Below are 17,033 nucleotides of genomic sequence, written 5' to 3'. Positions count from 1 at the left end.
GCAATTCATGGCTAAAAATTTAATCTACTTTCTTTTTATCGAAAAGTAACCATAACAATGTAACAACCGCTGCAAGCATTACCATTAAGAATCCGTAAATTGGCGTATAGGCTAATGATTGATGACGGATAATAAAGCCACCAATATACGATCCTAGGAATATACCAATGTTGAAAGCAGAAATATTCAATGCGGACGCCATTGAAATAGCTGATGGTACATATTTTTCAGACAGGATAACCGCATATAGCTGCAAACCAGGGACATTCATGAACATAAAAAGTCCCATTAGCAGTACCATGATTAATCCGATAATAGGTGATTCTAGAGTAAAGTTAATGCCAAGTAACGCCAAGGCAAGCCCAATAAAAATAATAAAAATTGAACGAAGCGGATTTTGGTTAGCAAAATGACCGCCTAGTGTATTACCAATCGCTACACAAATACCATAGACAACTAAAATAACAACAACAGCATGTGGTGAATAGCCCATATATTGCTCTAAAATAGGTGAAATATAAGTATAAGCAACAAAGGCACCACCGTAACCAATTGCGGTAATGAACAGTATTAATAACATGCGGATATTGCCTAATACTTTGCCAATATCACGTAATGAGATTGGGTTACCTTTCGATAATTGGCTAGGCACTAACATCGCATTACTAATTAAGCCGATAATGCCAATTTCGACAATAAAGATGAATGACATACGCCAATCCATTACTTGTCCAATAAAAGTACCAAGCGGGACACCTGTTACAGTAGCTAATGTTAAACCTGTAAACATAAAGGCAATGGCACTTGCTCGTTTATTTGGTTCAACTACATCGGCAGCAATAACAGAAGCAATCGACATAAATACACCATGTGCTAATGCTGATATAATGCGCCCTAATATTAGGATAGAGAAAACAGGGGCGAAAGCTGCAGTTAAATTACCAACTATAAATATAGCCATAACAAGTAATAAAACGGTTTTTCGACTGAGGCGTGATGTTAGGGCTGTTAATAATGGGGCCCCAATCGTCACACCTAATGCATAAATAGAAACGGTTAAACCTGCTGTGCTTAACGATATACCAAAATCTTCTTTTATTAATGGTAGCAATCCAACACTGATAAATTCAGTAGAACCTATACCAAAAGCACTGATTGCAAGTGCTAGCAATGTTAATTTAGCACTTGTTTTTTTTGATTGTGACATTTAAATACTATCTCCTTTGATTTTTCTTTTCATGTGTAGTACTATTCATACATACCTAAACAAACCATAGAGTACTTTTAGTTACTTTTGAATATTACGGAGGTTACAATGCAAAAACTATATAATATTGGTGTTGAAGCGACACTTGAAGTAATCGGCGGAAAATGGAAACCGGTCATTCTTTGTCATTTAAACCACCATGGTAAAATTCGAACAAATGAGTTTCGACGATTGATTCCAAAAATTTCACAAAAAATGCTGACAAGTCAATTAAGAGAATTAGAGCAGGCTGGACTCATCGATCGCAAAGTCTTTAATCAAGTACCACCCAAAGTAGAATATTCATTAACGCCTTATGGAGAAGGCATGGAACCTATTTTAAACATGCTTTGCACGTGGGGCGAACATCATATTGAAGTATTACAAGAAAAAGGTGAAGATATCATTTTGAAACAACGTGATGAAGATATCGCTATGCAACAAACCTCATAATGAGGGAAGAAAGAGACTGTCATACACTAGACAGTCTCTTTTCCTTTTTAATGCTTATAGCGCAAAGTCGAATTCATCTGGGTTAGGACCAACACGTTGTTCAAGATTCATCGAGTTGATAATCGCCATTTCTTGATCTGTTAATGTAAAGTCAAAAACATTAGCATTTTGCATCATGCGCTCTCTACGCACAGATTTTGGAATCGTGATAACACCATTTTGTACATCCCAGCGCAAAATAACTTGAGGAATTGATTTTCCGTATTTAGTAGCAATTTGTGCAATCGTTTCATCTTCAAGCAGACCGCCTTGCATTAAAGGTGCCCACGCTTCTAATTGAATTTGGTGCTTGTCACAAAACGCACGAAGCTCCACTTGTTGTAAGCGTGGGTGAAATTCCACTTGATTGATAACAGGTTTAATACGAGCAAACGTTAATAATTTTTCTAAGTGTGCAACAGTGAAGTTACATACGCCGATTGCTTTAATCTTGCCTTGGTCATATAGGTCTTCAAGTGCTCTCCAAGATTCCGCATACTTATCTTTACCTGGCCAATGAATAAGGTAAAGATCTAAATAATCTAACCCTAATTTTTGTAGGCTGTCTTCATAAGCAGCAATTGTTTCGTCATAGCTTAATCCGTCATTCCATACTTTTGATGTAATAAACAGGTCTTCACGTTTTAAACCAGTAGATGCTAATGCTAGTTTAATACCTTGCCCTACTCCCGCTTCATTGCCATAAATAGCAGCTGTATCAATACTGCGATAGCCAACCTCGATAGCGTTTTTCACCATCTCTGCCGTCGCCTCATTTTCTACTTGGAAAACACCTAAACCCATTCCAGGCATTTGTAAGCCGTTATTTAATGTGATTGTATCTTGTAAATGATTAATCATTTTTATTCCTCCAATGTGCTTTTCTTGATTGCTTTCTCATTATGTAGTCTTGAAGGAGTAAAAAAAAGTACGCACAATTTTGTTTCATAGTAACGTTGAGGTAACATTTGTGAATTGGCAATGATAAGCGGGATAAAGTTTTTTATCATCAATTTCTTTCGTTTTTATCATTACAGAAAAACAAGGAAGATAGGTAGAAGATTGAAACTGGATATACAATAAACTTTTCCACTCAATATTTTAAAAAATTTATGCTCGATGAAAAATATTGGCATCCTCAGTTGTATTAATAGTGAAAGGAGGTGGTGGCGTGCATCATTCTCTAGAAGTACATGAAGCATTGCGAAGAGCACTAGACTTATATTCGCACAGTCTGATTAAAGTAGCGTTCGCCTATTTAAAAAATGTAGCGGACGCTGAAGAGGTTACACAGGAGGTATTTTTAACGTATTTGCAGAATGCCCCTGTATTCAACAGCGATGAACACGAAAAAGCTTGGCTCATACGCACAACTATTAACAAAAGCAAAAACATGCTAAAAACGGGATGGTTCCGCAGTAGAAACCCAATTCCTGAGGATTTAAGCTACCTCCCCAAGGAAGAGAACGAGTTATTACAGGCAGTATTAGCTTTGGATAAAAAATATCGGATTCCTATTCATCTGCACTATTATGAGGGTTATTCTATTCAGGAAATTGCAGAAATCTTACAGGCCAAACCAGCAACAGTGGGTACTTGGCTTGCGCGTGGACGCCTTCTTTTAAAAGAAAAGATTGGAGGCCTTGACAATGAGGAAGTCTGTCTATAAATCTGCGATGGAGCAGGTCAAGATTAACAATAGGTTCAAAGAAGAAACATATAAAAAAATCATGCAATCAACACCCATTAAGGAGGAAGTGAAAATGAAAAAAAACATGAAATTATCCTTAAAAAATTTCGGTTTAATAGTCACAGTTTGTACAGTACTCACGGGGACATACACGATGACACAGCATTTAAAAAGCGACACGCAAAGTACAGTAATAGAAATAGATAAACCGCAAACTACAGCTAAAGCAGTGGTGAATATTGAAGGGACGATTACGGAAGTCACTGCAAACGGCAAAACCTTTAAGATCGGTGATTTATGGGTAACGATAACGGACAAAACCCAGCTGGGAATTAAAGGTCCAACTGCAGCAAAACCATCCGAAGAACTGTTACAGAAAGAATTTAAAGTAGGAAACTTCATTTCAGGTTACACCTCTCAAGATGTTACGACTGGTAAAGTGACTGCCGACGTAATCTACAACAATATGGCTCCTGCAACAGATAACTAAATAAGTTATCTGTTTTTTATATTTACTTCCCACTCCATTCATTGAAATGACCTTATAGAGGTAATAAAAAGTCACTCCAAATTAGAAGTGACTTTTCCATTAGATTAATCAAACGTTACAACATTTTGCACTACCGTTACTTTATAAACCTCATTAGTACTAACTAATATCGTTTTAAAATTTTCAGTTTCAGTAAATGAATGCCAGCGCTTCTCATTGAACCCATTCAAAATTTCTTCTACAAATGTATCTTGTCCAATATTATTTTTAATTTTATATTCTTCTTCACGACTTTCATTGAAGTATAACTTCACTGTATATTCGTAATCCATTAACCAACACCCCCCATCTAGTTATAGCATGGGACAATTGGCATTGAAGTAATCAACCAAAATACTTTTAGCTCTACTACAATTTCATCGTGAACAGTTACAGATCTTTTATATAGTAAGAATCCCTTTACTCTGTAGTTCATACTTTCTGTTTAGTACTCACCATGAAAATCTATTTATTTACTATCCAACACTTCAATGTGTTAAAATTTGTAATATGTAGAATTTTAAACAAGAAATTCAATGCTAGAATTATTTATTATATAAATATCGGAGGGTGTAAATAAATGGGGTTCTTTAATAGGTTTTTTAAAAAAATTGAAGATGTGAATAAAGGAGAAGTCGCTGCTTCTGAACTTGAATCGGAGTTTTATTTAGAGGACACACCATTAGATGAAGCCAATAACTTTTGGGTGGACATCGCGCAAAATCTAATCGTCAATGCCGTTAAGGCGACTGACAACACAGTAGAACGTGCCTTTATTTTAATCGATATGGGCGAACAGCCTTCTTTCAATATTTTTTACCAAATTGATGGGCGTCTCAAGATGTGGAATGAGCTTGAAGATCCTAATATGACAGAAAAAATACAAAATGAATTACTCCCTCAAGCTTCTAATGTCGCTGTCGCAGTAAATGACAAATTCACTCAAGTGAACCATCCTGGCATATCATTTGCTGAACTGCAATTCGAATGGGCAACAGGAGCATGGTTTTCCCATATTATTTGGGCTGATGATGACAATAGTAATTTAGGAAAAGAAGACATTTTACGTAAATGGTTCACTATTATAAGTGAAGAAATAAAAACGATACCACTAGATAGTGATTCTAAACTTTCTTGGTATCCTTAATGTCTCCGTAAAGTAAACCTATGTGCTTGTTGCAATCTAAATACAACTGGAAGTTTTAATATAAAAAAGAATGTAATCTTTACTATCGGTTTAACAGGCGTTCTTGCATTCACAATTGGTTTTGTTGCAAACTTGCAAAACACACAAGTATCAATAGAAGAAAAAACTGTTGTTGCTTCAAAACAAACAAACATGACTACGGTTATAACAAAAGAAGAACAATATATGGTTGAAAAAACATTCGTTAAAGAAGGTTTTGTGCCACAAGAAAATGGAACAGGCTTCTTCTTTATAAAAGAAAAATAATCACAGCGTTACGTTTTAGGACTTGTATGGATATTTTTTTATCATTTATGCAAGTCCTTTTAATATGCTTCCTCTATAGCTCCTATACCTACGTGATGAACGAACTTCTATAATTTGTGATTATTTGAATAAACAAATTATCATTTCAGTTTCATCGTAACAAAGGAAAATTCTAGAATCCTTCATTTATAGATGTTACTATTTTAAGGTAGAGACCACCAGAAACATATGTAGTTATTAAGTAAATATTCATTTGGAGGTAGACATGGAGCAAAGACTTACTGATCAATTGAACGAGTGGCATGAAATGGACGAACATCAGCGAATTATCGATTCGCTTTTAGCAATACCCGAAGAAAAGCGAGACTATGAAGCAATTAGTATTATGGCAAGAGCCTATAACAATTCAGGGCTTTATGAAGAAGCGCTCTATCAATTCGATAAGATTGCTGAGGCTGGCAAACAGGATTCTCTCTGGCATTATCGGGTTGGCTTTGCTCTTTATCATTTACAGCGATATGAGGAAGCAGTTCAAGCTTTTAGCATTTCTAATCAACTAGAACCTGGTGATCAAAGTACAGAATACTTTTTGAGACAAAGTACGCATAAAGCGACGAAGCAGCAAAAAGAAGAACTTCGGCTTGCTAAAAAGAAAGCTTCGTTAGCGCATGGTGGGTTCGTAGAAAAAAAGATTCCTTTTTCAGACATGTCTTTACCCGATTTCTGGGAAGACAGCGAGTATGCTAGAACATCCTATCAATGTGAGCCCCCGACGGATGAACTAATTGAATCTATTGAAAAGGAACTTGGCTATAAGCTCCCTTCCTCTTATATTTATCTCATGAAGCAGCAAAATGGCGGAGTACCGATGCACACTTGCTTTCCAACAGAGGAGCCTACTTCCTGGGCTGAAGATCATATTGCCATTACTGGTATCATGGGTATTGGGCGTGAGAAAAGCTATTCCCTATGCGGAGATTTGGGCAGTCCGTTTATGATTGAGGAATGGGGATATCCAGACATTGGAGTCGTAATCTGCGATTGTCCATCAGCAGGTCATGATGTCGTTATGTTAGACTATCGAGCATGTGGTAGGGATGGTGAACCTGAAGTGATTCATGTCGATCAAGAAGATGATTATGAGATTACCTTCCTTGCCGACAATTTCGAAGCGTTTATTAAAGGGTTAGTGAGCGAAGAACAATACGATACTTTTGAAGAGGACAAAGAGGAAGCCCTCGATAAAGTAGCGCACGGCAAATTTTCACCACTGCTGGAGGAGCTGTGCTCTCGGGTAACCGAAGTAGAACAAGTTGAACAAAAAATCCGCAACATTTGCACACGGATTGTCGAAGAAAAAGGCTATTTTAGTTTTCATGCAGATGAATTATCCTATGACATGTACGATGTGCAGTTTTGGTTATATACCAAGTCGTATACAGATACTAATTACGATCAATATGTATCCGTTTATCAGAACATCATTGCATTTGGCGGAGAATTCGGGCAAGGCGGATATGCTCCTGCCTTTATTACCGATTGGCTTGATCGCCGCTTGAAGGAAGGTCGTATTGTAAAGAATCACGGGATCATTCGCTTTAACGATTCCTATACAAATGAAGTAATTAATAAGTTAAAAGACGCCTAAGCAAAGAGCTCGCTGTTAAAGCGGGTTCTTCTTGTGGCGGTTCCTGAAATGCAACAAAGCGTGAACATTAATTAGCTTTGCTGATATACTGTTGCTGTTATTCTGTCTTTTGGACATATAAACATATAAAAAATACCTTCTGCATATTCATCGATATCAGCATAATCAATCTGCCCTATAAACATCATTCTTCGCGTACAGCAAGGACAAATCGGATACTCCGAATCTTGTACCCAGCTTGGATGTCCACCCATCTGCGAATCTAATTGTGACATTGTCCAAACAGCAGCATAATAAGGCGATTGTGGCTTTTGTGCAAGCATTAAATTATGAGGGGTTTCCGTACTGCTATTAACGTCATCAGCATCAGGAAGATAATCGGGTTCCTGATTATAGCGGCTCCAAACAGGCACGCCACGATTATCCAGCTCCATGTATATTGTGCTAAAGCCCCCACATAAGTCACAGGTTATGACCTGTAATGTTTCCATCTGGAGTTTGAGATATTGCAAAGCTGGATGAGAGGTAGCTACGTCCATCAACTTCGTTAGCTTCCTGTTGCACCATGGACATGTTAAATGACTTGTCTCCAGGAAACGCGCATGATGTTCTACATTTAATTCATTATATGGTTCATCTGCTTGCCTAATTGCATAACATAGTTGGTTAATTAGGTTACGTCGCTCTCCGTCAGGGGTAAGCTCCCACCCGCCATCAAGAGCGTAAGTTTCAGGAGTTACAAATAACTGCTCCACCCATTTTGGTGGCTGCATTCGCCATTTTCGAAACTGCTCGATAACTACCGTATCACCAATCCAGCCGAGTATAAGGAGGAGATGATTTCGGCTATCCTCATCCCATTCCACCCGCTCTAGAAGCTGATTTCGAATGTCTTGTGTTGCATCTTTAAAAAGAATTGGATTATCAAACAAGCCTTGCTGTATAAGATCTAACAAAGCATCTGAAATATTCACATCCCGATAGCACACTAGCGCTAATAAAATATCCTCTGCTTCACTTTCATTGTGAACAGCGAGTAATTCCATTGCATATGTCAGCATACAGTCCGCTTCTTGGTCTGATAAAGATATGTATATCTGCTCCTTGCTTATTGGATAAGGAACATACTCGATAAACGGATCATGCTTTTTCGGTGCATGCATCACCTTGAGGATATCGACATGATCTGTTAATCCTTCATAGAGATTGACCGTTTTGCGGTGCTGCTTAATATATGCTTGTTGTTTTTTTCGTTCCTGCTCTTGATAGCAAGGCATGCAGATTCCGCCTGTCTTGGCTGCGGTGCTCGGCAAAATTGTTGCATTGCAACCTTCCGTCTTACATGATATTCGTTCTGTCATATTAGATTCCCTCCTTTATTTGTCAACAGCTAACATTGCCTCCCACTGGGCTTCATGATGTTAATATACTTGTATCTAATAGATAGCCGTAAATATAATAGGTATCCTTCTCAAGTCGGTATGGAATGGATAATGCCTTTAATATATTGACAAAATCATCTGTGATATCAATCAGTTCTGGTGAAACGAGTTTACCTCGATGTTTCAAATATCTTGGCCTTACTCTAATCCACTCGACACTGTAAAACGGTTCAATGCCCTCTTCCCAATCTCCCCAATACCACACATCCGTTTCAAATTCTTCTGGGTGTAGTATTCCTTCTAACAAATACTTGCATTGGTATGGTGGCGGAAATAATAACGTATTTATAACGGCATCTTGCAGTTCTCGCCACTTTGTATTATTCATAATCGAAACTAAATTTCTGTCTGCAATGGCCTCCATTACTTTCATTTTGTTTTGATTTGCTATCATATTGAAACCTCAGTTCGATAAGTTATTGTATGGATCGCATAGGACAAGCTTGGAAATCGCTTTGCAAAGTCTGCAAGCATCGCCGTTAAAGGGGCATAAACTTTTTCAAGTGAACATTCACAACATGCAGTGAAATGAGAGAAGCTGCCAAACTTCACAGTTTCACGGCTGAATGTAGCATATCAAGGTGTCGAGCCCTTTCGCTCATGGTATAGCCCTAACGCATCACAAGCTCCATTTAACACATTCTCTTATAACCGATCGACAGAATCATTGGAAAGTTGATGATCCTCTACATAATCTCCGACGCATACCGCCTAAAAAAAAAGACAATCCGATGTTTAAAGAGTCGGTCGCGCTAATATTCTCAGTATTATAAATCGCGATTCCTGTAATCAAGCCAGTCACCTCATATTTTTCATGAGTAACAGTATTATTGGGTGTTATTGTTCGCCTAGAGTTTCTAATACTAACGTTAGAATATTCCTACTCTCATTATTAAGATCACCGTTCAAATACGCTTTAATATATGGGATGGCTAGTGCTCCAAGCGCAGCAAGTTGTTCATAGGCTTCATAATCTGTTCGCCAGAAACTTTTCATACTACCTTCACCAAATTCTCCTCCTTCTATCACATTGACCCAATGTTTTACTTGTTGATCAAGGGAGAGTTGGTGTATAGCTTCGACAGCAAACTGAAATTCTTGGTCTTTAATCTTTAAGTCAGGCATTGCTTTATACAATTGGTCTAAGGGTACACAGTTTCTGACGAGTTGGCTTAGTGTCAAATAATCACCACCAACGCCATCCGCTGCTGAAACGTAGGCAATGAAGTCCTCTGTTTGGTTTAATTGTTTTAAATCGTTGTGCAATCGTTGAATAACATCCATGGCGATTAAAAATAGCTCCGAATCTATAATCGTCTTTTCAAATATATAATTCTCCTTATTGCTTAAATACTCAGGCGTTTCTTGACTAATGCAGCTGTATGTTTCAAGATAGCTTTCTAGGCACGCAGGCATGTCTTCAAACATAAAGGGATAATCACCTTCACTAAATTTACTTGAACGATAGACCTGCTCTTTTGTTTGGTTATAAATTTCGTCACCCGTTCTCATATAATTTTCTTGATAACAGTCGTAACAATCTGCAACAGTTTGCTCTAAGGAAGCCCGATTATTTATGTACACAATGTAGCTACCGTTATAGCTATCGGTATAGATGGAGAAGGTATACACATCTTTATTTCTTCCTTCTTCTATATAGTTAGAGATAGCCGATTTGCAGAAGTCGTATAGCGCATTCTCAAGATCTTTTCTACTAACGAAAATCCCTTCATGTGGATTAAATGTCGTGATTTCCTGAATGGTTTGAGCTGTTGAGCATAGTAGAAACGTACCTTTGCCTTCCAATTCTCTTGTCCCGTTGATTAGCCTTCCAATTTGAACATCATTACTCATTGTGATATACATCCCCTTTATCGCTTATAGTCAGGCTGTTCCAACGTAATAGGATTTAGATTGCTGAGTACCCAGCTCACTGCCAGTTCACACAGTCTTGCTGGTTCATCACTACCATTGCCATTGTGAAGTTCCTTTACTAATGTTTCTACCTCCAGAAGTGCATCATCATTTAATGGAATGCCCAATTTAAAGTATTGGTTTAGACTTTTGAGCATTTTACGATATTGGTTATCCCAGTTGATACCACCATTATCTAATATTTCGTATGATACTTTACCAGTAATACGAATAACCTCGCCCTGTACGGTTTTCGCATGTCCTTGTGAAGGAATTAATAAACTCCAAAGTTCACTATGTTGTGCTTGCCATCCCGTTGTAGAAACTTCTATCGAAGAGGCGCCATCGTGAGTCTTTCGTTTCCCTACTGGAGGAACATCGAATAGTTCGTATAGATGTAATAGTGCCTCATCTGTTTGATTCAAATGGTCTTTGTTAAAACCTTCTCTATGAAATTCAAAGTCTGTTCCAATTCGCTTAATAGACTCTTTCATTTCCTGCGTGACATTTACCCCAGCGTCAAGCAAAATATCGGCAACTTTTGCCATGTTGACGATATCGCTATTTTTACACATTGCCAAAGCTTTTTCTAAAGGCGTTTGTTTCATCTTATTTTTTGCGCTAGTATTTGCTCCGTTGGCAACTAATGTGAGCACCGCATTTGGATTACAAAAACCTGCAGCGGCAAATAAAGGTGTCTCGTTTTGATAATCACTAGCTTCTATATCTGCACCCAAAGCAAGTAGCAATTCAGTAATACCGCTCGAACTTATTGCATGTTTATGTAAAGCTGTTCTTCCATAACTATCGCTAGCATTTATATCAGCCCCCTGTTCCAAAAGCCAGCGAACGAATTCATGCGGTATATTGTAAAAGCCTAAAGCTGTTGATTTACTGTAACCGCCACGAGCATCTAGTTCGCATTTGGTAAATACCTCTTTTAACCCTAATATATCTCCTGCTTCAATTAGTTCATCAAAATTTTTCGGTAAGGTCTTTTTCTTCTTGCCCATCGTTGTTTTCTCTCCTTACGTCTGATTTTTCATTTTACTGTATCACTAAATTTTACCACTTATTCATTTCTTGTCTATTTCCTGCACCCATCAATAGGGTGTCATAAATATGGAGAGATTCCCTTAATAGAGGGACCGATGGAGAATGCCTGAGGGGTGTCTTAGGAGGGAGCTCGATTCTTTAGCGTTTTATCTTTAATTGTCACTTCATCATGAACATCATTCTTAAATCTACTTCACTTCAATGACTATCTCTTGCTCGACATTAAGTTTATGAAAGTGACTTATTAAGGAATCAAACTCTTTTTCTTCTGTTGCATACTCAATGTCTATGGAATCAGCTACGCCTAGTGAACTTGCTGTCTCTTTTGATAAAAAAATAGAAATTAATTTTTTACTTAGTATTATCCTTACTATTCCCCCATACGCTGCTCTATTTTCACTATTAAGCGTAATATGAACCTTATTTAAAATAGGTATTTCTTCAACCGATAACGACTTTTGAAATAACACATATTCCTTCGTATCAAATTCATCATCTGCAAAACCAATTATAATTGTCTCATCCTCAATACCAAAATAAACAAATGACGCTTTTAGTAAAATGGACATTTAATTACTCTCTCCCCTAATATCTAGTTGTATTAATCGTTAATTAGCAAAGCCACATAGCAATATACGATTTGACTTTCTATCATGTATTTCGGCTTGCCAATAATGCAAATCATTTATTTCTCTGTACTCTAGTTCTTTATCTATCTTTTTAATATTTGTTCTAAATGGCTTTTTCAAAAATACAACAATGCTATCTGGAGGCCACCCTTCCCAAGTCTCCGTAATTTCATTCCCAAGCAATAATTCATTGTGTAATATAGCTTTCAATTTCTCAGAAAGCCCCTCAATATGTTCTTGCTTGATATTGTTATTAATAGCTATCCCTCGTTTCTTTTTATTAATCTCATCCCAAATTAATTAAATCCGTCTTCCGGTTCACCCACATCAAATCCTACTATTTTGGTAGCTTCCACTTTAAAGCGCTCGATCCAGGTATGCCAGTCATCATGATTCATCTGTGCAAAAAAAGATAACCCACTTGGTTCTACCGATGCCATTATAAAAACATCATCCTCTTCGTGCCCAAACCAATAGGGAATACCATTTTTATATCCTTTCCACCCAGGCATACACTCGTATACATTCGTCATCCTATCCCATACCTCAGATGGTAAGTCATACCATATATTTAGATTGCATTGTTGAGCGTTACTAATACTCATTTATGTCCCTCCTATTGCCTTCTATCTCCACTAATTCTTGCAGTCTTGTTAGTATCTTTGTTATATGTCCATTGATAATGACGGCTTCAAATAGTCCTTCCGTAAATCGATCTCCTCGTATATAACTGGTCATCAATTTTCGAAGTGTAGCTAAATCTGCTTTCTTGATATGCTCTTCTATATCATTTGCAATTTGCCTATAAGCTTCATTTTCATGCAACCAACTCTTCCAATCGAATACAATGAGAAAACCTGTCTTACCTAATTCATCGTGAAATTGTCGAATTTCTTCACATACAAGCATATTTCTTTTTTCGTTTTCACTCGGCAGTCCGTCTAGTCTTTGGAAAAAATCAAGAAATTTAACTAGCTTATTTAACGCTTCATAGTTTATTTCTGGCAGCTGTGACATCCCATTCACCTCAATTCATCTATTTAAAAATTTAAATTTTAGGAATTCATAGTTCTAAATGGAAACCCTCTTTATTCATTTTCTAAATCACGAAGAAGTGAAGTATCCAATTTCTCTTTCCCCAAATAACCACTACATATAACTGGGCGGTTAATGATGTCATACAGTTTTTTAAGATCCGAAATATACTCTTTCGTCCATGTTTCAAATGAGTCGAATTCCGCCTTAGAAATTTGATGGTACTCAGGGGAGTCTGTTACCCCAGTTAAAACCTCATAGGCATAAATTTCATCACCAAACTTGCCGACAGATTGGTATCTACCTGTTTTTAGACGGACATATTCAGTGTATCTCAAGGTCATCACTATCCTTCCTTTATTTTCTCTTACTATAAGTCTTACTTCTAATGCTTTAGCAACTCGTCTCGTGCTTCCGTCAGTGCGAACCCCAGCAGATTTTTCCCCCGCCATTTCAGTGGATTTTCCACAGCTGGATTGGACTGTGCCATGCCAATCCCCCAAATACGGTCCCGCGGGCTAGCCTCAACGAGTATGCGGTTCTTTGTCGATTTAAGATAATCCGCAAGCACCAGATTTTGCGAAAATTTAGCCAAGCTTGCTCTTTTGACAATGCCATAGCATTCCTTATCCCAAATATCATTATCAAAGTTTCGAACCGCCCGTCCAAAAGCCTTCATCTCCTTTGGATGCTTAGCATTTAGGATGGACTCTAGCATTTCATCATCACTAAACAACCGTGCCTTCTCGGCCATCATAAACTGCTCGGCGCAAGTGTACTGCGTTCCGTCTACTGTAAATGGACACATCCACCATTGACTAAAGCAGCTTTTGTCGACACTCCCGTCCTTAGACGGCGTATGCCCCCAAAAAAACACGAATTTGGACTTCTTCCCCTCGTTATATGCTTTTTTTAAGTCGTCTATATTGTAAATCATCCTTCATCCTCCCAATTTCTCCGATACAAGCGAGATGGTCGATGCCCCGCATTTTCGGTGTATTGATCAGTCTCCGCCACAAGATCGGCCACTTTACGTCGGAATGCCGCCTTCAACAGTTCTTTATCCATCACTACCTCATAAACTTGCTGCAGCTCCGTTAAAGTAAAAAACTTCGGCATTAGGTGCAATGCAATATCTGTATAATTCACTTTTCCACGCAGCCGCTCAATAGCGCATGCTATGATTTTTGCATGGTCAAAAGCCAATCCATCATTCGATACAATCTGATAATCCATGCCAGTAGAGGTCGTTTTCGCTGTCATCGTCCTTGCCACGACCGCCGAAAGTTCTTCTTCCTCACTACTTAGTTTAATTTCATACTCCAGTGTTTTGATATACCCGTCTTCAATCCGCTCTTTTTTCTCCCGTAGCGGTCGATAAGCTACCTTGAACCAGGCGGCATCAGCAGCATCATCTCCTGCCTTCAGTTCCAACTTGTCACTGTTAATCAATGCCATATAGCTACAGCTTATCACCCATGTTCGTGGATCTCGCCCAATATCACTAAACGTATATAGCTGTTCCAAATAAACGTCTTTCACGCCCGTTTCCTCGCATAGTTCCCTTACCGCTGCCTGCTCAGTCGTCTCATTCGAACGTACAAAGCCACCAGGCAATGCCCATTTACCTAAGAACGGGTGTCCTGCTCGACGAATAAGCAGGACGCGTAGCTCTTTTTCTGGCAGTTTACGATAACTGTCAGCCTCCTCCGCCGTTACAGTAAAAATAACCATATCCGTTGTCACAGAAGGTCGCTCGTAATCCCCAACACTATACTGCTCCAAAAATTCGTGTTCTGTAAGTCCATCTTTATCTAACAAATCCATTTGGCTCGCCTCCTCAATTCATGATTTAACTATTTAACTCTCCGAAATAGTTTCCGTAGGGCTCGAATTTTGCCAGCACTTCGTCAACCTTGTTTATGCGTTCCTCTAGGCTCCCCTGCAGTGTAATATAAGGAATTCGTCTCTCCTTCAAATCCGCAATAATCTGTTTATGGAAAACATGCCGCTTCTGATCTCCACTTCGGTCCCACGTATCGTCGTAAGGAATATCGTCATCACATAAGAAGAACAGATCATAGCGTTGCGTATTCTCCAAAGCGAGATGTGTTAACAGCTCGGGCGCCCTGCCATGATAGTCCTGAGCAAACATATACGTTGTAATGGCATTGGTATCGACAAAAAGATATCTGTTCGCAGTAAGTAATGCCTGTTCTTCGCGCTCAATATGTCCGACTGCAATTTCATCGAACGCTTCGAGTCCAATTCGGCGATCCACCTGATGCTCAGTCCAATAATCGCGCCCATATTCACTTGCAAACGTCGTGCTGTATCGTTTGGCAAGTGCTTCAGTAATTGTCGATTTCCCCGTTGACATCGCTCCAACAAAAACAACTTTCGTGATTAAATCTCGGTACACAATATCACTTACAAACTCTCTATACTTATATGGGTTGGAGCGCACCATTGTCGCTGAGATTGGAACTAGCTCGCGGGCTTCATCCACCCGTCGGTCTATAGCACCCAAAGCAATACTCATATGTTCGCCGTAAAACTCGCTCGAATAAAAATGTGTTACTTGCTCTCCGTTCAGTAAACCGAGTATATACTGTTCTTCGCGTATCTCATGCTCTCGATCATCCGAATAGCCGTCTGGTCCATCCCAAGCTTCGATTACACGGACTTGCGGATAGAGTTTGCGAATCCAATTTGCTCGGATATGAAGCGGAATTGGGCTGACCGTCGTCTCGTAAATAACTACAATTAATTCATCGACCTCTTGTAACGCCGTTTCAATCATAAACTGATGTCCTTTATGCAACGGGGCAAACTTCCCGAGTGTTAGTCCAAGCGTTTTCATACCGCCACCTCCTTAACCACTTTATTCCAAGTATAGTACCCGTAAACCGCATTGACCAGATACGCGCTCCACATCACAATCATTAGCAAGCCTTCGCCGCTCCCTTCCAGCATTCGAATTGCCCACAGCAGCACAGTGAACAGATTAAGCACGATATAGACCAGCCACTGTTCCTTGAATCTACGAACCATTAAAATGGTTGCCACAACAGATAGCACTGTCGTAATAGCATCGATGTAAGGTGAATTCTGTCCTGGAATAAAGGAAAGGCCAAACCCAATAAGTAAACAGCCGATTACACAGACCCCTACAACGAGAAGCAATGCTCTTAAGTTCATCTGTCGCATAACGAGTTTACCGTCTTCTTGACGGTTATTTTTCCACATGTAGAACCCTATAACATTCATAGGAACGAAAAATAGTAGATTCAACATTACCTCTCCAAACAAGCCATTAATAAAAGCCAAATAAGTGTAACCAACGGTATTATACATACCAAAAACATAGCTCATCAGGTTACCCTTCGCCGCAAGCACCACACATAATACGCCCGTAATAAAAACGGTAAATCCGAATAAGGAGTCCTTTGAAACTACCGTAAACCCCACAGCGATTGAGGTAAACAGCATTAACCACGTTATTTCGAAAAGATTCCAACTCCCTGCTACCTTCTTCATCTTACATCCCCCTCCGTTTTTTCCACTCATTCAAGAAATGAAAATCAAATGATCTCTTAGTATCAATTCGTTAATAACATTATGTTACTATCAAAATTAACAGAAATTCCTGGAAAGGTCAAGAAAAATTTCCCTATTTTTTTATGGGATGATTTTTATTTGTTGATTATGGTTTTGATAGGGATTAAACATCCCCCTATTTATAGTCCACACAAGAAAAGGGTAGCGCGCCTATAAATTTAACTGCGAGGCATATCTTAATCGTGAAAGCAGAACATTAGAGGAGTAGTTTCATCGTATTTTTGCAACTGTTAATCTTGTAGATGAAGAATTTCGAACATTGGAAGCTATTAAAAGGT

Annotated in this window: 22 protein-coding genes; 6 read left to right on the top strand and 16 right to left on the bottom strand. The window is 38.6% G+C overall.

All coding sequences use genetic code 11. From position 1 onward, the window contains the following. Positions 1-19: 19 nt before the first annotated feature. Positions 20-1,207, bottom strand: a complete 1,188-nt coding sequence (locus tag JNUCC52_RS20325) for an MFS transporter (protein WP_337980682.1) — start codon at positions 1,205-1,207, stop codon at positions 20-22. 108 nt (positions 1,208-1,315) lie between these two features. Here JNUCC52_RS20325 and JNUCC52_RS20320 point away from each other — a divergent pair, with 108 nt between their 5' ends. Continuing rightward, on the top strand, positions 1,316-1,699 hold the full coding sequence (locus JNUCC52_RS20320; protein WP_172772264.1) for a winged helix-turn-helix transcriptional regulator: 384 nt from the start codon (positions 1,316-1,318) through the stop codon (positions 1,697-1,699). Positions 1,700-1,753: 54 nt separating this feature from the next. On the opposite strand, the gene JNUCC52_RS20315 is transcribed toward JNUCC52_RS20320, so the two are convergent. Beyond that, the gene (locus JNUCC52_RS20315) at positions 1,754-2,599 is read right to left on the bottom strand and encodes an aldo/keto reductase (RefSeq protein ID WP_337980681.1); all 846 of its coding nucleotides are present in this window, start codon (positions 2,597-2,599) and stop codon (positions 1,754-1,756) included. A gap of 310 nt (positions 2,600-2,909) precedes the next feature. Here JNUCC52_RS20315 and JNUCC52_RS20310 point away from each other — a divergent pair, with 310 nt between their 5' ends. Then, entirely contained in the window at positions 2,910-3,407 is a 498-nt protein-coding gene (locus JNUCC52_RS20310) for an RNA polymerase sigma factor (protein WP_172772266.1), read from the top strand. Then, complete coding sequence (locus JNUCC52_RS20305; protein WP_337980680.1) at positions 3,388-3,918, top strand: hypothetical protein; 531 nt, start codon at positions 3,388-3,390, stop codon at positions 3,916-3,918. Before JNUCC52_RS20310 ends, JNUCC52_RS20305 begins: the two co-directional genes overlap by 20 nt. 104 nt (positions 3,919-4,022) lie before the next feature. On the opposite strand, the gene JNUCC52_RS20300 is transcribed toward JNUCC52_RS20305, so the two are convergent. Next, positions 4,023-4,250, bottom strand: a complete 228-nt coding sequence (locus JNUCC52_RS20300; RefSeq protein ID WP_172772268.1) for a hypothetical protein — start codon at positions 4,248-4,250, stop codon at positions 4,023-4,025. Positions 4,251-4,537: 287 nt separating this feature from the next. Between JNUCC52_RS20300 and JNUCC52_RS20295 the strand changes: the two genes are divergently transcribed. From JNUCC52_RS20295 to JNUCC52_RS20285, 3 genes are all read left to right on the top strand, one after another. After that, positions 4,538-5,104 (top strand): hypothetical protein, encoded by a 567-nt coding sequence (locus tag JNUCC52_RS20295; protein ID WP_337980679.1) that lies wholly within the window; start codon positions 4,538-4,540, stop codon positions 5,102-5,104. A 132-nt stretch (positions 5,105-5,236) separates the two neighbouring features. Then, entirely contained in the window at positions 5,237-5,410 is a 174-nt protein-coding gene (locus JNUCC52_RS20290; RefSeq protein ID WP_337980678.1) for a hypothetical protein, read from the top strand. Positions 5,411-5,675: 265 nt separating this feature from the next. Then, positions 5,676-7,058 carry an SMI1/KNR4 family protein gene (locus tag JNUCC52_RS20285; protein WP_172772270.1) on the top strand — a complete coding sequence of 461 codons (1,383 nt, stop codon included), beginning with the start codon at positions 5,676-5,678 and terminating at the stop codon, positions 7,056-7,058. Between the two features lie 71 nt (positions 7,059-7,129). On the opposite strand, the gene JNUCC52_RS20280 is transcribed toward JNUCC52_RS20285, so the two are convergent. From JNUCC52_RS20280 to pnuC, 13 genes are all read right to left on the bottom strand, one after another. Next, the gene (locus JNUCC52_RS20280; protein ID WP_337980677.1) at positions 7,130-8,419 is read right to left on the bottom strand and encodes a DUF1963 domain-containing protein; all 1,290 of its coding nucleotides are present in this window, start codon (positions 8,417-8,419) and stop codon (positions 7,130-7,132) included. A gap of 52 nt (positions 8,420-8,471) precedes the next feature. Beyond that, positions 8,472-8,894: a DUF6678 family protein gene (locus tag JNUCC52_RS20275; RefSeq protein WP_337980676.1), complete on the bottom strand. Its 423-nt coding sequence runs from the start codon at positions 8,892-8,894 to the stop codon at positions 8,472-8,474. A 443-nt stretch (positions 8,895-9,337) separates the two neighbouring features. Further along, complete coding sequence (locus tag JNUCC52_RS20270) at positions 9,338-10,354, bottom strand: hypothetical protein (RefSeq protein ID WP_337980675.1); 1,017 nt, start codon at positions 10,352-10,354, stop codon at positions 9,338-9,340. A 17-nt stretch (positions 10,355-10,371) separates the two neighbouring features. Next, entirely contained in the window at positions 10,372-11,427 is a 1,056-nt protein-coding gene (locus JNUCC52_RS20265) for an ankyrin repeat domain-containing protein (protein ID WP_337980674.1), read from the bottom strand. 231 nt (positions 11,428-11,658) lie between these two features. Next, positions 11,659-12,039: an Imm10 family immunity protein gene (locus JNUCC52_RS20260; RefSeq protein WP_172772274.1), complete on the bottom strand. Its 381-nt coding sequence runs from the start codon at positions 12,037-12,039 to the stop codon at positions 11,659-11,661. A gap of 39 nt (positions 12,040-12,078) precedes the next feature. Beyond that, positions 12,079-12,309, bottom strand: coding sequence for a hypothetical protein (locus tag JNUCC52_RS20255; RefSeq protein WP_172772275.1), 231 nt, complete (start codon positions 12,307-12,309; stop codon positions 12,079-12,081). An 86-nt stretch (positions 12,310-12,395) separates the two neighbouring features. Next, a complete protein-coding gene (locus JNUCC52_RS20250) occupies positions 12,396-12,704 on the bottom strand; it encodes a hypothetical protein (protein ID WP_172772276.1) in 309 nt (102 codons plus the stop codon). Then, positions 12,694-13,116: a DUF6508 domain-containing protein gene (locus JNUCC52_RS20245; protein ID WP_172772277.1), complete on the bottom strand. Its 423-nt coding sequence runs from the start codon at positions 13,114-13,116 to the stop codon at positions 12,694-12,696. Before JNUCC52_RS20245 ends, JNUCC52_RS20250 begins: the two co-directional genes overlap by 11 nt. A gap of 71 nt (positions 13,117-13,187) precedes the next feature. Further along, positions 13,188-13,478, bottom strand: coding sequence for a hypothetical protein (locus JNUCC52_RS20240; RefSeq protein WP_172772278.1), 291 nt, complete (start codon positions 13,476-13,478; stop codon positions 13,188-13,190). A gap of 41 nt (positions 13,479-13,519) precedes the next feature. Beyond that, on the bottom strand, positions 13,520-14,071 hold the full coding sequence (ybiA, locus tag JNUCC52_RS20235) for a riboflavin biosynthesis intermediates N-glycosidase (RefSeq protein WP_337980673.1): 552 nt from the start codon (positions 14,069-14,071) through the stop codon (positions 13,520-13,522). Next, positions 14,068-14,961, bottom strand: coding sequence for an NUDIX domain-containing protein (locus JNUCC52_RS20230; RefSeq protein WP_337980672.1), 894 nt, complete (start codon positions 14,959-14,961; stop codon positions 14,068-14,070). The genes ybiA and JNUCC52_RS20230 overlap by 4 nt, the downstream gene beginning before the upstream one ends. A gap of 25 nt (positions 14,962-14,986) precedes the next feature. After that, positions 14,987-15,997 (bottom strand): AAA family ATPase, encoded by a 1,011-nt coding sequence (locus JNUCC52_RS20225; protein WP_337980671.1) that lies wholly within the window; start codon positions 15,995-15,997, stop codon positions 14,987-14,989. Further along, the gene (gene pnuC / locus JNUCC52_RS20220) at positions 15,994-16,674 is read right to left on the bottom strand and encodes a nicotinamide riboside transporter PnuC (protein WP_172772281.1); all 681 of its coding nucleotides are present in this window, start codon (positions 16,672-16,674) and stop codon (positions 15,994-15,996) included. The genes JNUCC52_RS20225 and pnuC overlap by 4 nt, the downstream gene beginning before the upstream one ends. Between the last annotated feature and the right edge of the window lie 359 nt (positions 16,675-17,033).

It is taken from the genome of Lysinibacillus sp. JNUCC-52 (genome assembly GCF_015999545.1).
GTDB lineage: Bacteria > Bacillota > Bacilli > Bacillales_A > Planococcaceae > Lysinibacillus.
Note: the sequence above shows the minus strand (reverse complement) of the source record. Positions and strands in the feature narration are given on the sequence as shown.

Excerpts from the sequence above, each read along its gene's own strand:
- JNUCC52_RS20325 (WP_337980682.1), bottom strand. The coding sequence starts at position 1,207 with ATGTCACAATCAAAAAAAACAAGTGCTAAATTAACATTGCTAGCACTT.
- JNUCC52_RS20320 (WP_172772264.1), top strand. The coding sequence starts at position 1,316 with ATGCAAAAACTATATAATATTGGTGTTGAAGCGACACTTGAAGTAATC.
- JNUCC52_RS20315 (WP_337980681.1), bottom strand. The coding sequence starts at position 2,599 with ATGATTAATCATTTACAAGATACAATCACATTAAATAACGGCTTACAA.
- JNUCC52_RS20305 (WP_337980680.1), top strand. The coding sequence starts at position 3,388 with ATGAGGAAGTCTGTCTATAAATCTGCGATGGAGCAGGTCAAGATTAAC.
- JNUCC52_RS20300 (WP_172772268.1), bottom strand. The coding sequence starts at position 4,250 with ATGGATTACGAATATACAGTGAAGTTATACTTCAATGAAAGTCGTGAA.
- JNUCC52_RS20295 (WP_337980679.1), top strand. The coding sequence starts at position 4,538 with ATGGGGTTCTTTAATAGGTTTTTTAAAAAAATTGAAGATGTGAATAAA.
- JNUCC52_RS20285 (WP_172772270.1), top strand. The coding sequence starts at position 5,676 with ATGGAGCAAAGACTTACTGATCAATTGAACGAGTGGCATGAAATGGAC.
- JNUCC52_RS20280 (WP_337980677.1), bottom strand. The coding sequence starts at position 8,419 with ATGACAGAACGAATATCATGTAAGACGGAAGGTTGCAATGCAACAATT.
- JNUCC52_RS20275 (WP_337980676.1), bottom strand. The coding sequence starts at position 8,894 with ATGATAGCAAATCAAAACAAAATGAAAGTAATGGAGGCCATTGCAGAC.
- JNUCC52_RS20270 (WP_337980675.1), bottom strand. The coding sequence starts at position 10,354 with ATGAGTAATGATGTTCAAATTGGAAGGCTAATCAACGGGACAAGAGAA.
- JNUCC52_RS20265 (WP_337980674.1), bottom strand. The coding sequence starts at position 11,427 with ATGGGCAAGAAGAAAAAGACCTTACCGAAAAATTTTGATGAACTAATT.
- JNUCC52_RS20260 (WP_172772274.1), bottom strand. The coding sequence starts at position 12,039 with ATGTCCATTTTACTAAAAGCGTCATTTGTTTATTTTGGTATTGAGGAT.
- JNUCC52_RS20250 (WP_172772276.1), bottom strand. The coding sequence starts at position 12,704 with ATGAGTATTAGTAACGCTCAACAATGCAATCTAAATATATGGTATGAC.
- JNUCC52_RS20245 (WP_172772277.1), bottom strand. The coding sequence starts at position 13,116 with ATGTCACAGCTGCCAGAAATAAACTATGAAGCGTTAAATAAGCTAGTT.
- JNUCC52_RS20240 (WP_172772278.1), bottom strand. The coding sequence starts at position 13,478 with ATGACCTTGAGATACACTGAATATGTCCGTCTAAAAACAGGTAGATAC.
- ybiA (WP_337980673.1), bottom strand. The coding sequence starts at position 14,071 with ATGATTTACAATATAGACGACTTAAAAAAAGCATATAACGAGGGGAAG.
- JNUCC52_RS20230 (WP_337980672.1), bottom strand. The coding sequence starts at position 14,961 with ATGGATTTGTTAGATAAAGATGGACTTACAGAACACGAATTTTTGGAG.
- JNUCC52_RS20225 (WP_337980671.1), bottom strand. The coding sequence starts at position 15,997 with ATGAAAACGCTTGGACTAACACTCGGGAAGTTTGCCCCGTTGCATAAA.
- pnuC (WP_172772281.1), bottom strand. The coding sequence starts at position 16,674 with ATGAAGAAGGTAGCAGGGAGTTGGAATCTTTTCGAAATAACGTGGTTA.